15 protein-coding genes and 1 tRNA gene are annotated in these 13,497 nt (G+C 35.5%); 9 read left to right on the plus strand and 7 right to left on the minus strand.

The genetic code is table 11. The features are described from left to right. Positions 1-1,394 (plus strand): DNA methyltransferase (locus H6G25_RS15480; protein WP_190393255.1); only part of this gene is annotated, 1,394 nt, incomplete at its 5' end. A 134-nt stretch (positions 1,395-1,528) separates the two neighbouring features. Here H6G25_RS15480 and H6G25_RS15485 read toward each other — a convergent pair. Both H6G25_RS15485 and H6G25_RS15490 read right to left on the minus strand, forming a co-directional pair. Further along, positions 1,529-2,698: an IscS subfamily cysteine desulfurase gene (locus H6G25_RS15485; RefSeq protein ID WP_190393256.1), complete on the minus strand. Its 1,170-nt coding sequence runs from the start codon at positions 2,696-2,698 to the stop codon at positions 1,529-1,531. 460 nt (positions 2,699-3,158) lie between these two features. Continuing rightward, positions 3,159-3,231: transfer RNA gene (locus H6G25_RS15490), tRNA-Met, on the minus strand. A gap of 555 nt (positions 3,232-3,786) precedes the next feature. Here H6G25_RS15490 and H6G25_RS15495 point away from each other — a divergent pair. The 4 genes from H6G25_RS15495 to H6G25_RS15510 all read left to right on the plus strand — a co-directional run bounded on the left by H6G25_RS15495 (position 3,787) and on the right by H6G25_RS15510 (position 8,270). Beyond that, positions 3,787-4,491 (plus strand): hypothetical protein, encoded by a 705-nt coding sequence (locus H6G25_RS15495; protein ID WP_190393257.1) that lies wholly within the window; start codon positions 3,787-3,789, stop codon positions 4,489-4,491. 146 nt (positions 4,492-4,637) lie between these two features. Further along, the gene (locus H6G25_RS15500; protein WP_190393312.1) at positions 4,638-5,963 is read left to right on the plus strand and encodes a hemolysin family protein; all 1,326 of its coding nucleotides are present in this window, start codon (positions 4,638-4,640) and stop codon (positions 5,961-5,963) included. Positions 5,964-6,266: 303 nt separating this feature from the next. Further along, positions 6,267-7,529 carry an FAD-dependent hydroxylase gene (locus H6G25_RS15505; protein WP_190393258.1) on the plus strand — a complete coding sequence of 421 codons (1,263 nt, stop codon included), beginning with the start codon at positions 6,267-6,269 and terminating at the stop codon, positions 7,527-7,529. A 150-nt stretch (positions 7,530-7,679) separates the two neighbouring features. Further along, positions 7,680-8,270: a Uma2 family endonuclease gene (locus tag H6G25_RS15510; protein ID WP_190393259.1), complete on the plus strand. Its 591-nt coding sequence runs from the start codon at positions 7,680-7,682 to the stop codon at positions 8,268-8,270. 82 nt (positions 8,271-8,352) lie between these two features. Here H6G25_RS15510 and H6G25_RS15515 read toward each other — a convergent pair whose 3' ends face one another. Both H6G25_RS15515 and H6G25_RS15520 read right to left on the minus strand, forming a co-directional pair. Beyond that, a complete protein-coding gene (locus H6G25_RS15515) occupies positions 8,353-8,718 on the minus strand; it encodes an aspartyl protease (RefSeq protein ID WP_190393313.1) in 366 nt (121 codons plus the stop codon). Next, positions 8,667-9,035 (minus strand): hypothetical protein, encoded by a 369-nt coding sequence (locus H6G25_RS15520; RefSeq protein WP_190393260.1) that lies wholly within the window; start codon positions 9,033-9,035, stop codon positions 8,667-8,669. The genes H6G25_RS15515 and H6G25_RS15520 overlap by 52 nt, the downstream gene beginning before the upstream one ends. 368 nt (positions 9,036-9,403) lie before the next feature. Between H6G25_RS15520 and H6G25_RS15525 the strand changes: the two genes are divergently transcribed. The 4 genes from H6G25_RS15525 (at position 9,404) to H6G25_RS15540 (ending at position 10,466) form a co-directional block, all read left to right on the plus strand. After that, positions 9,404-9,613 (plus strand): hypothetical protein, encoded by a 210-nt coding sequence (locus H6G25_RS15525; RefSeq protein WP_190371122.1) that lies wholly within the window; start codon positions 9,404-9,406, stop codon positions 9,611-9,613. After that, on the plus strand, positions 9,610-9,756 hold the full coding sequence (locus tag H6G25_RS15530) for a hypothetical protein (RefSeq protein ID WP_190393261.1): 147 nt from the start codon (positions 9,610-9,612) through the stop codon (positions 9,754-9,756). The genes H6G25_RS15525 and H6G25_RS15530 overlap by 4 nt, the downstream gene beginning before the upstream one ends. A 63-nt stretch (positions 9,757-9,819) precedes the next feature. Continuing rightward, positions 9,820-10,065, plus strand: a complete 246-nt coding sequence (locus tag H6G25_RS15535; protein WP_028084951.1) for a hypothetical protein — start codon at positions 9,820-9,822, stop codon at positions 10,063-10,065. Continuing rightward, on the plus strand, positions 10,062-10,466 hold the full coding sequence (locus H6G25_RS15540) for a type II toxin-antitoxin system VapC family toxin (RefSeq protein WP_347239200.1): 405 nt from the start codon (positions 10,062-10,064) through the stop codon (positions 10,464-10,466). The genes H6G25_RS15535 and H6G25_RS15540 overlap by 4 nt, the downstream gene beginning before the upstream one ends. Before the next feature lie 15 nt (positions 10,467-10,481). Here H6G25_RS15540 and H6G25_RS15545 read toward each other — a convergent pair whose 3' ends face one another. From H6G25_RS15545 to H6G25_RS15555, 3 genes are all read right to left on the minus strand, one after another. Beyond that, positions 10,482-10,838: a hypothetical protein gene (locus H6G25_RS15545; RefSeq protein ID WP_190393262.1), complete on the minus strand. Its 357-nt coding sequence runs from the start codon at positions 10,836-10,838 to the stop codon at positions 10,482-10,484. Between the two features lie 232 nt (positions 10,839-11,070). Next, positions 11,071-12,648, minus strand: coding sequence for a lysine--tRNA ligase (lysS, locus tag H6G25_RS15550; RefSeq protein ID WP_190393263.1), 1,578 nt, complete (start codon positions 12,646-12,648; stop codon positions 11,071-11,073). A 247-nt stretch (positions 12,649-12,895) separates the two neighbouring features. Beyond that, positions 12,896-13,372: a DUF4168 domain-containing protein gene (locus H6G25_RS15555; protein ID WP_190393264.1), complete on the minus strand. Its 477-nt coding sequence runs from the start codon at positions 13,370-13,372 to the stop codon at positions 12,896-12,898. Between the last annotated feature and the right edge of the window lie 125 nt (positions 13,373-13,497).

Below are 13,497 nucleotides of genomic sequence, written 5' to 3' on the forward strand. Positions count from 1 at the left end.
AATCTACAGGTAGTTTATATTTACATTGCGATCCTACAGCAAGTCATTATTTAAAAATGATTTTAGATTTGATTTTTGGAGCGGATAAATTTAGAAATGAAATTATCTGGAAAAGGACTGGTTCTCATGGAGGTGCTAAAAGGTGGGGACCTGTTCACGATACTATTTTGTTATACACAAAAACGAAGGATTATACATGGCATAAAGTTTATCAAGACTACGACGAAAACTATATTAAAGACTTTTATAGATTTGAAGATGATAAAGGGTTTTATCGGCTTGTAACATTAACAGCAGCAGGTATCAGAAAAGGTGATTCAGGTAAACCTTGGCGTGGTATTAACCCTACAGATGTTGGTCGTCACTGGGCATTACCTGTCAAAGCAATTGAAAGCTTAATTAATGGTAATTCTAAGTCACTATCAACACAAGAAAAACTAGATATTCTAGATGCTAATAATCTAATCTACTGGCCAGTGAAAGGGCAAGTACCACAATATAAGAGATATTTAGATGAAGCTCCAGGTACACAGATTCAAGATATAATTAGTGATATTAAACCTGTTTCTTCTCAAGCTAAAGAACGGTTAGGATATCCCACACAAAAACCACAATCATTGCTTGAACGTATTATTAAAATTAGTAGTAATAAAGGTGATATTGTACTTGATCCATTTTGTGGATGTGGAACAGCAATACACGCAGCAGAAAATTTAGGGAGAAATTGGATCGGTATTGATATCACTCATTTAGCAATTGCTTTAATAGAAAAGCGATTAAGAGATGCTTTTCCTAACAAATTTATTGAAGATGAAAATAAGAATCAAAAGTTAGTTCCAGGGATTGAATTTGAAGTAGAAGGTACACCTAAAGATTTAGCAGCAGCAGAGGATTTATTTACAAGAGATCCTTATCAATTTGAATGGTGGGCTTGTTCTCTTGTGAATGCACAACCATATAAAGATAAAAAGAAAGGTGCAGATGGTGGTATTGATGGATTGATATTTTTTGAAGATGTTATTGATATCAAAAAATCAAATAAAACTGCTGTGAAAAAGATTATTGTCAGTGTTAAAGGTGGGAAAAATCTTAACCCAGCGATGATTAGAGATTTACGCGGTACAATGGAGACAAATAAGGCAGAAATAGGATTGTTTGTGACTCTCACACCTCCCAGTCAACCAATGATTAAAGAAGCAGCATCTTCAGGTTTTTATAAAGCTGGAAATGGCAGAAATTACGCGAAAGTGCAAATTTTAACTATTGAAGAATTATTAACAGCACAGAAGCGACCAGAGTTTTTTGATATGAAACAGGGAGAATTGACATTTAAGAAAGCACAAAGGGAAAATCAAGATATAGGAGAACAGGGGAATTTATTTCCCCATTCCTGAAAACTAGGGAAAATAAATGAATATGGAAAAAATTCCAGTTAACCCAGACCAGAATCTTGTCCACAAATTAAAACACAAATCAAAAATTTATTAACCCCCCTTTCCCAACAACTAAATTCAAAAAATAATTGCTTCTAACAACTAACAACTGATGCACTTCTTAAACCTTGCACAGTAGAAATTACCTGTTGGGCAACTTGATCAATTTCCTCAACTGTATTAAATCTGCCAATCCCAAATCGCACGGAAGCATAAGCTAATTTATCTGAATGTCCCAAGGCCTTCAAAACATAGGAAGGGGCAACATTATTAGAAGAACAAGCAGAACCAGAAGATACAGCTACTATTGATTGTAAACCTAAAGAAAGTGCTGCACCATCTACACCTTCAACACTAATATTTAAATTTCCTGCTAATCGTTTTTGAGGATGTCCATTTAAGTAAATTCCTCCGACATTAGATAACTGTTTCCACAATCTTTCTCTTAATTCTATTAATCGTTGATTTTCTATTTCTTGTTCAGCTATTGCAATTTCTACAGCTTTACCAAAACCGACAATTTGCGGTGTATATAAAGTCCCCGAACGCATTCCTCTTTCATGTCCTCCCCCATGTTGTTGAGAAGCAAGTTTGACTCTAGGGTTACGTCTGCGAACATATAAAGCCCCAATTCCCTTTGGTCCATAAACTTTATGGGCTGTGAGAGACATTAAATCAATATTCATTTCTTCCACATCTAAAGGTATTTTACCAATAGCTTGGGCTGCGTCTGTGTGCAAAATAATTTGCCGTTGATGACACATTTCCCCAATTTCAGCTATTGGTTGTAAAACTCCAATCTCATTATTTGCAGCCATTACAGATACTAAAATTGTATCATCACGCAAGACTTTTTCTAACTGATTTACATCAATTAATCCATCTTTTTCTACCGGTAAAACGGTGAGATTAAAACCCAGATTTTTTAAATATTCACAAGGATCTAAAACGGCTTTATGTTCCGTGGCAATAGTTACAATATGTTGACCTTTTTGGAAATAAGCTTCAGCAATACCTTTAATAGCTAAATTATTCGCTTCCGTTGCACCGCTGGTAAAAACAATTTCCTCTGGTGTTGCGTTAATTGCTGCTGCTAAAATTTCCCGTGTTTGTTTAACAGCAGCTTCAGATTCCCAACCGTAAATATGGCTAATACTAGCCGCATTTCCAAACTTTTCTGTAAAGTAGGGAATCATAGCAGCCATTACCCTTTCATCAACCGGGGTAGTAGCATGACAATCGAGGTAGATAGGACGACTGGACATAATTAATTTACAATTAATTCAAAATTTGACCTAGTTTTTTTAAGATTCTAAAAACTTGATAAAGTTCGTTTTCTCGACGGTACAAAGTAACTGTTCTAACCGTTTTGAGAGAAAACTGAGAGAAAGTAGGTAGTTAAGTAACTACTCATCCACTGAAAAAGCTTCTATCACCACCTTAACAAGGTGTTAGTTGATTACTTGATTTATCATTACAGCACTTTTATTTTTAAAGTACCACACATAAATATCTAAAATATTGATGGAACAAGAGTTGTAGGATTCCATATTGTACCAAAGCGTTACACAAAGTGCTGTAATTATTGATTATTGAGGAAATATTCCGTAACTACAGGGTATGCGGCGACGGAAGGATTCGTCTAAAGGATGTGTGAGATTTAGTTAATTTATAAACTACCCCATCTTACTTAGTTGAAGATGGAATTTCCGCATCCCTTTAAAATGCGCCCTGCTGGAATTGAACCAGCCTGAAGACGAATTATGAGTTCGTTGCCTCCCCAATCGGCCAAGAGCGCTTACTTACTTGGATTTCAACCCTCTGCTTTAGGTTTAACTAACGATATTTTATCGTATATCAACCACAATACACTATCCTACTATAATTTGGCAACCCGTGAACAATTATCAATTATGTTTAAATGCTCAACAGCTTATCTAGTGCAGGACGGCGTAAATAAAATTACCATTATCAGGGGTTAAAAAGCTTAAAGTGTATGATTTTTACTTCTGCCCTGGGGTAATAGCGCAACCCTGCGTAAATAAGATGACCATTAGACATCTCAGAAAATTTGATTGATTATATTGAATTGATTATAAGGCTTAAAAATAGTTCATTCACTTACGCTGCACGGTACTAGTATGTAAGGAGGTAAATTTTACCGGGATTGACAAAGCCGAATTTTGAAATCCCTACTAGCATATAAAGTAAACAAATTTTAATTCCCATTCATCCCGGTTGCTAGTTATCTAAATTTAGGCTAGTAATTAGTAATACTAAGGCAGGCTAGGCCAAGAGAAAATTTTTAGTTCTCACCTGTCACCTCTTTCCTTTATGTCATAATTTCTTAGCGATGCAAATCAACACTACTGTACTCCTGACCTTAATTTTATTAACCCTGATGTTGGGAGCAAGTTCTGCAAGTGGTTTTTTAGGATTTAAATTGGGAAGTGATGCGCTCAAAGGTGTCACTACACCAGATGGTCGTCCCGTTAATAAATTTAACAGTAGTAAGAGCAATAATCCCCAGCAGGGCATTGAAGCTTTCCTGAAAGAGGAAGATATTCTCAAAGCTGTAAAGTCAAGAATTAACAATAAAAACCAAGGTAACAAACCGGAAAAGTCAGCAGAAGAAGAAGAAATTAAAACTGGCAAATCCCAGATGCAGGAAAAACCTAAACAAGTAGCAGAAGAAACCCTGCAACCAGGATTTCCTGTTTCTGCTGAAAGTGAAGGCGTAACTATGTCTGTACAGTCTGTGCGCTATTCTGGGGGTGATTTATTGCTAAGAGTAAATATGCAAAATAAAGGAACTGATTCTGTACGGTTTCTCTATAGCTTTTTAGATATTACTGACGATAAAGGAAGAACCTTGAGTGCAATTACAGAAGGTTTACCCGCAGAATTGCCCGCCAAAGGGGCAGAATTTAAAGGTACAATTAGCATTCCCACGGCTTTACTTGATGATGTCAAGCAGATATCTCTGTCTTTAACTGATTATCCAGCCCAAAGACTTAAGTTACAATTGTCTGATATTCCTGTAGAGAAAGGTAATTAACATTCAATTTTGGATTTTGGATTTTGGATTTGGGATTGTATTTTTTATACTTTAGCCTCAAAAACCAAAAATCAAAAAATTTCTTTCCCCTGTGGGTAATTTATATACTATTTTAGACAGTGAGCGCTTTTTCTACCTTAACTTGGATGGATACGGGACTACGATTGTGTAGCGTACTAGTGCTGATTGCTATCAATGCGTTTTTTGTGACGGCGGAGTTCTCAATGGTGACAGTGCGACGGACACGCATTCAACAGTTAGTGCAAGCTGGTGATATCCAAGCGATCGCTGTGGAAACATTACAACGTAGTATGGATAGACTACTATCTACAGCCCAACTAGGTATTACCCTTTCTAGTCTGGCACTGGGTTGGATTGGAGAAAGTACAATTGCTGTATTAGTAGAAAAATGGCTTGACTCCTGGCCTTCACCTTTGAGAATTAATTACTTACTAGCGCATTCTTTATCAGTCCCTATTGCCTTTTTTGCCATTGCTTACCTACAAATCGTTTTAGGCGAATTGTGTCCCAAATCAGTGGCTATGTTATATTCAGAACATCTAGCCAAGTTTTTAGGTCCATCAGTTAAAGCAATAGTCCGCTTTTTTAGTCCCTTTATCTGGGTTCTTAATCAATCAACCCAATGGCTATTACAATTATTTGGAATTAAATACATAGGTCAAAGTTGGCGACCTCCAGTTACACCAGAAGAATTACAGTTAATTATATCTACGGAACGAGAATCTACAGGTTTAGAAAATGCAGAACGAGAACTGTTAAATAATATTTTTGAATTTGGGGATATTACCGCCGAAGATATCATGATTCCCCGGACTAGCATTATTGCTTTACCCATAACCGCCACCTTTCACATATTACTTGAAGAAATAACATCTACTGGTCACTCTCGCTATCCTATCATTGGCGAGTCCTTAGACGACATTTGTGGCATAGTCTACTTTCAAGATTTAGCACAACCCTTAGCTTTAGGAAAAATTACACCAGAGACACAAATCAGACCTTGGATGCGTCCTCCTCGATTTGTACCGGAACAAACTCTCTTAAGTGAACTTTTGCCAATGATGCAGCAAGAGAAAGCGACTATAGTAATGGTAGTTAATGAATTTGGGGGCATTGTGGGACTAGCGACCATTCAAGATATAATTGCTGAGATTATTGGTCATGCAGGTGAATCTAATAGTAGTAATGACTTACTTATTCAAATGGTAGACCAACGGACATTTTTAATCCAAGCACAAATTAATCTAGAAGAAGTTAATCAAGTCTTGCATCTCAATTTACCCCTAACTAGAGAGTATCAAACTTTGGGGGGATTTTTACTTTATCAATGCCAAAAAATTCCGAACAAAGGCGAGATATTTAATTATAACAATCTTGAATTTACCGTCATCTCAATTATTGGTCCGCGTCTTCACCAAATCCAAATTAGAATTTTAGATTCTCGGTTTTAGAGGATGTTTGAAAAGTTTTTAATGTATAAGTATAAATAAACCCCTCTGGTAAACCTCTCCAGTATTAAATGTTATTCCTTTTCCCCCTCCTAAGAAGAGAGGGCTAGGGAGAGGTGCGGGGAGAGGCCTTGAAACCCCCCTAAATCTCCCTGAAAAAGCCGAACTTGGACTATAATTTCCGCTGAAAGGATGTTTTGAAAGTCTTTTTGATGGTGATTTGTCAGAGGATTTTTCTATTTGCCTTGATTATCAATCGTAATCACGTCACAATAATAATTAAAACTATTGTAATTTATCTTCACAATGTCTTCCACCCTTCTGACTCCTACCCTTTCCTCTCCCCACTCCCCCACAGAAAACCATTGGGGATATGATTATGATTTAGTCATAGTCGGTGGTGGAATTGTTGGTTTAACCCTGGCCTGCGCTTTAAAAGATTCTGGTTTAAATATCCTGCTGATTGAAGCTAGAATGACATCAGCCGCAGTAGCGAAAGGCCAGGCCTATGCTGTACATATGTTGTCAGCAAAAATTTTCCAAGGCATTGGTTTATGGGATAAAATTCTCCCCAATATCGCTAAATATAATCAAGTTCGTCTTTCTGATGCTGATTATCCTCATGTAGTTAACTTCCAAACTACGGACTTAGATACACCAGAGTTAGGTTATGTAGCAGAACATTACGCACTATTAGCACCATTACAGGAATTTGTGGGAAATTGTGCAAATGTAACTTATCTTTGTCCAGCAGAAGTGGTAAGTACGGAAAATCAGTTAGATACAATTAAGATTAACATCAAAATTAACGAGACCACCAAAACGATTCGTAGTAAATTATTAGTGGCTGCTGATGGTGCAAGATCTCCCATTCGTGAAGCTGCGGGAATTAAAACCAAAGGCTGGAAATATTGGCAATCATGTATTGTAGCTTTTGTCAAGCCCGAAAAACCCCACAATAACACCGCTTACGAGAAATTTTGGTCTAGTGGACCCTTTGCAATTTTACCCTTACCAGAAAACCGTTGTCGCATTGTTTGGACAGCGCCCCATGCGGAAGCAAAAGCCTTATGCGCTTTAAGTGATCAGGAATTTTTAGCGGAACTGACTAAACGCTATGGTGAGCAAATGGGTAAATTAGAATTATTAGGGGAGAGGTTTATTTTTCAAGTACAATTAATGCAGAGCGATCGCTATGTTCTCCCTAGATTAGCATTAATTGGCGATGCCGCCCATAATTGTCATCCCGTGGGAGGACAAGGTTTAAATTTAGGTATTCGTGACGCAGCAGCATTAGCCGAAATCATCCAAACAGCACAGCAAAATCGTCAAGATATTGGTAATATTTCCATTCTCAAAAAATATGAACGCTGGAGAAAAAAAGAAAACCTAGCAATATTGGGTTTCACCGATTTATTAGATCGAGTTTTTTCTAACAACTTTTTACCAGTGGTAATAGTTCGTCGTCTCGGTTTATGGATGATGCAAAAAGTCCCAATGATCAGAATATTTGCTCTGAAATTGATGATAGGATTAAAAGGAAAAACACCAGAATTAGCTAAACGGTGAAATTACCAACACCAAAATTAAGGTGCGTCAGATTCGATAACTCAGCCAGCCATAAATCGCCCTTTGATCTCTGACGCACCTGAAAAATTTACCTCTTTTGATAATTTGTTAATAACATCAACCTCATAACTAAGGAAAGTGAGAGATATCATGACTCAAACTTTAGAAAATTCTCTAAATTTAGTAGAAAAAGAACAACATTTCTACCGTCCTGGAATAACTTGGGAAAGTTTTCAAGCAATTCAAAAAGCCTTTGAGAATGTACCAGGAGTGCGTTTATTTTATTGTGAGGGAGTTTTAGAAATCGTGACTATCAGTAAACCCCATGAAGCAATTAGTAGTTTAATGGCTGCATTACTAACCAAACACTTTGAAATAGAAGAGATTGAATTTTTTCCCAGTGGTAGCTATTCGCAAATTATTCCCGGTATAGTTGAGTATCAAGCTGATTTATCCTATTGTTTTCAAATTGATAAATCTAGACCAGATTTATGTATTGAAATTGTGATTACTAGTGGTAGTCCTATTAAATTACAAAAATATAAATTAATGCAAGTTCCCGAAGTTTGGTTTTGGGAGAATGGAACTTTAGAAAGTTACTGTTTGCGAGAACAAGAATATGAGAAAGTTAATAATAGTGAATTGTTACCCAAATTAGATTTATCCCTATTAAATCGTTGTCTTTTATTATCTTCACCCCTAGAAGCAATTAAACAATTTCGTCAGGGATTAACCTTGTAGGGTGCGTTAGCGACAGCGTAACGCACCATAAATCCTCGTTTATCCTCATTTCAAAGATTGGTATTTTAATAAAAAACAGAGATTAAATTAACTCTAAACTTACCCTATTTTCTGCAAAATTAGCAATTAAAACGAATAACTTCAACCATCGAGAACCCAGTAAAATCTCCTGTATTTCATCTCCAGCAAATACAGGAATTTCAAACTCTTGACCATCTATAATTACCCTACCATGATAAACATCAAATTTGGTTTCTCCTTGAGCAGTTCTTAATTTATCTTGACCTGAAAAAGTCCAATCAAGACTTTGTATATCTTGTTTATTCATGGCTAAAAATTCAGTAAATCCTGTATCTAACATTGTTTCTACAGGAAAACTGAAATCATCCCCACCAATTAAATCAATTTCCAAATAAATTTGTCCATTTTCTCCAAATCTTCCCTCAATCTTATGCGGCCACTAACTCCCGTCTCATTAATGCCAAAAATATGATGAATTACATGAGGATACTTGTCTCTAGCCATTTTACTAGCTACTTCCTTATCCTGATCAATAAAATAATCACCACTATCAGGTTCAATCGCAATGTACCAACCATAATATTTATCTAATATTTCTGGTTTTAAACGTTCAAAAATTACCCAACAACGCTCATAAAATGCCTCTCTTCTAGCCCTATCTTGGGCTTTTTGTTCATCAGTCCATTGAATTTCAGGAAATACCCTCCCACGTCTAACAACTCTTTGGGGTGTAGATTGTGTCATGATTAATCACCTGATTAAAGTTTATTATTCATTTTAGCATATTATTGATTTAGTATTAATTTGTAGGGTGCGTTAGCGACAGCGTAACGCACCACAAATCCTCGTTTATCCTCGTTCCCAGGTTCTACCTGGGAATGCCATCAAAAGGCTCTGCCTTATGCTAACATTAATATGAGACAGAGCCTAATTAACTGCATTCCCTGTCTCTGACAGGGAACAAGTATTAATCTAGTAAAGATTGTATTGGTTTTCTGGCCTATATTTGGAAAATTGACAAAGGTATTGACTTATTTAACCCATTTTTATTAAGTCTTGCTTGACTTACATTTAAAATAAGATATAATATAATATATGTTATGGTGATAATTATGTCTAACCTATCCTTAGAACGCAATCAACTTAAACAAACCCTGAAAGAATTAATAATAGAACTTTTTTCAGAAAACAAAGAAGAATTTTCAGCTTTATTTACGGAAATAATTGAAGATATTGCCTTATCAAAAGCTATTGAAGAAGGAGAAAAAACAGAATTAACAGATAGAGAAACAATTTTTGCAATTTTAAACCAAGAACAATGAAAACCGAATTTAGGAAAAGTTTTGATTATTGGTTGAGAACAAAAGTAACATCTGTTAAAACAGGATATATTGAATATTGGACTCCCAAACAAATTGACGTACCCAAGGAAATTGAAAGAGTATTAAAAGCCATGAATAATTAAAAAATAAAATACTTTTCAAACAATTAGTAGTATAATAATCCAAGATACTAAGGAGTTAATTATATGCAAATAAAACTTAAATCAAAAGTTGATGCACAAGGTAAATTATTGTTACAACTTCCCCAACAATTAGCTAATCAAGAATTAATTATTATTATTACTGATGCTTTTGAAGAGAACATACCAACACCACAAGAATTAGGATATCCTGCGGATTTTTTTGATAAAACTGCTGGAAAGTGGGAAGGTGAGGTTTTAGTTAGAGAAAATTTAGTTGATTGCGATCAAAGAATTTGGGATATTGAATGATGATTTACTTATTAGATACTAACACCTGCATTCAATATTTAACAGGACGTAGTGAAAATGTAATTAATAAATTTAAAATTACTCATCGTGAAAATATTTGTTTGTGTGATGTTGTCAAAGGAGAATTATACTATGGGGCTTGTCGTAGCGTAAAAAAAGAGCAAAATTTAGCTTTATATGAGTTATTTTTCTCTCAATATATCAGTTTACCTTTTGATGGAAAAGCAGCTATAATTTATGGTGAAATTCGTTTTCAATTATCAAAGTTAGGTACTCCTATCGGTGCTTATGATTTTCAAATTGCTGCCATTGCATTAGCTAATAATCTTATTTTAGTAACTCATAACACTAGAGAATTTCAAAGGGTTGAAAATTTACAACTTGAAGATTGGGAAGTATAGTCTTTGCCATGATACTTATATATCATTTACAGATTTCTCCAAATCTTCCCTCAATCTTATGCGGCCACTAACTCCCGTCTCATTAATGCCAAAAATATGATGAATTACATGAGGATACTTGTCTCTAGCCATTTTACTAGCTACTTCCTTATCCTGATCAATAAAATAATCACCACTATCAGGTTCAATCGCAATGTACCAACCATAATATTTATCTAATATTTCTGGTTTTAAACGTTCAAAAATTACCCAACAACGCTCATAAAATGCCTCTCTTCTAGCCCTATCTTGGGCTTTTTGTTCATCAGTCCATTGAATTTCAGGAAATACCCTCCCACGTCTAACAACTCTTTGGGGTGTAGATTGTGTCATGATTAATCACCTGATTAAAGTTTATTATTCATTTTAGCATATTATTGATTTAGTATTAATTTGTAGGGTGCGTTAGCGACAGCGTAACGCACCACAAATCCTTGTTTATCCTCGTTCCCAGGTTCTACCTGGGAATGCAATCAAAAGGCTCTGCCTTATGCTAACATTAATATGAGGCAGAGCCTCATTAACTGTATTCCCTGTCTCTGACAGGGAACAAGTATTTAAGTAATTAAACTTCGGCTTTTGACTGATTCAAATTAACCACATCCTGCAACCTGGAAATTACAAAAGACTTCTCCAAATAAGACAACAAACCACCAGCCTTTGGACCTTTTTCTTTATTCAAGAAAGATAGATACAAAGCCTTAAAAGCCATTGGTTGTTGAACCCCTAACTCCTTAGTAGTCGAGAAAATTATAGTTTGTAATTCCTCAGCTTCCCAGTTACCAATATCCTGCAAATTCTCCATCAATTTTTGCAAATAAGCAACTTGTTCTGAATTTAAATCATGAGCTTTTTCGGGAACTTGTTCCAAATAGAGAACTAACTTGTCTTCCTCGTCAGCATAATCTTGTAACCACTTTTTAGCCGCAGCAATTCTTTGATCAATAATTTGTTGATCATACTCATTTAAAGGCTGTAAACTGCGTTGGACAACTTCTTCCTGAATATTTAAACGGGGAACTTGCAACAGAGAAATTAATGTACTAAAATCAAACGGTTGGAAAGTTTTAATTTCATCCCCTAATTGGGCGTAAAATAAAGACATTAATTCCTCCGTTAATTCAGGAGTATGAGAATACTTATTAATTAAAGTGTCGTAATCTCTAAATAACCGGGTAGTAGTTTCATAATTTGGTGCAAAATTAATTACTGTTTTCGGTTGAGTTCTTAACATCAAAAACCGCAATAATTCAGCAGGTAATAAATCAGCAATTTCCCTAGCACTCGAACCCACACCCTTAGAAGAACTCATTTTTGTCCCATTCACAAGAATAAATTCATAGGGAGAATGGAAAGGAGGTTGTTTTTGTAAAACCTTGCGACTAATAGCATTAGCAACATCACGAGAACCACCTTTTTGAGAATGATCCTTCCCGGCCATTTCAATAGTTACACCCAATATATCCCATTTAGCTACCCATTCAACTTTCCAAGGTAATTTACCATTACCATTAAAAGGAGAAACCCACCCGGAATGTCCACAACCTTTTACATAATCAACACCATCAGGTTTACAGGTGTAAAATACTTCTGAACCGTTATAATCTGTAGTGACAGTAGTAGCGATTTTACCGCAATTTTCACAAACAACTTGAAAAGGATACCAATTATTTGCACGTTCAGCTTTACTTACTTCCTTATAAGCTTCCCGCACTAAATGAGCATTTTTCAGGAAAATATCAATATGGGAATTAAGTTTTCCTGAACGATATAAATCACGTAAAAAATACGTTTCTGGTTTAATTCCTAAATATGCAAAAATTTCAAAAAACTCACCAATAAAATACTTAGCATAATCTTCCGCACCATCACCAGGAGAAGGAACATTACACAGAGGAAAACCCAAATAAGGCTGAAATTTTTCTTGATCTAAGTATTTAGGAACAGTATCCAGCGCATCATAATCATCTACACCATACAGAAATTTGACGGGCTTCCCTGCGTGTTTCAAAGCACGGTAAATAACGTCGTGAATAACCACACCACGCAAAGACCCAACGTGTACCCTTCCTGAAGGAGTCTTAGAATCATTAACTACTTGTTGACCTACTGCGTCAGCAGCAATTTTATCAGCCCAAAACATTTATCTTTTATGATTTCACAATCTCTCTATTTTAACTGCTGTCATGAATAATAAAATTATTATTCCATAAATTGATTCATATTGATTGGTTCAAAATCCAGAAAACTTTCTAATGTGTAGCTTTCCTCTGTAATTTGTACCTTGATTCCCAACAAAGAAATGGTATACAGGACATTGAAAGTCAATAAGCTACAAGTTTGAATCACAAAGCCGCACCTAAAGGGTTTTACTGCTGTATGCGGAGGAATTATTTGGAGTGGGAAGTTTTTTGCAAATTTAATAAGGCTTTGTAAATTTGTCGCTTTAAGACATTGTTTTTTTCTTTTTCTAAAGTGATTTGATTGAATCTTTCAACACTGAGACCACTATCCTCAACTATTTTTTGAGACTGGTTACAGTAATTTACAGCAATGTCTTTTGCTTTATCGGGTAGTGCGTTGACAGTTTTAGGATCATTACAGATAACTTGGGGAACTTCTTTGCTAATAATAAGTTTTTTAATTTTCTCAAAGGCTTGTTGACGCATCGGCTCCACTGCTAATACAGCTTTTGCATACCTATCTACTTCTACATTATTGACGTTTAGGGTTTGAGCGACTACTTGATAACTGAAGACAAAAGTACCAGAAATCAGACTCGCAGTGGTAATAGTTGTCAAAATCAAAGGTTGAAAGAGAATTTGGTGTAAGCGATTGGTTGAATGAAGACGGTGAATTTCGATCATGATACAATGATAGATGACTAGGTGACACAGAAAGAAAATGAAGAATATGATAATGGGTTTGAATTATTTTCTCCCATCAAAGTTCCAGTCAAAATAGAATATATAGGACTTCTATTTAATTTTTG

It is taken from the genome of Dolichospermum sp. FACHB-1091 (genome assembly GCF_014697585.1).
GTDB lineage: Bacteria > Cyanobacteriota > Cyanobacteriia > Cyanobacteriales > Nostocaceae > Dolichospermum.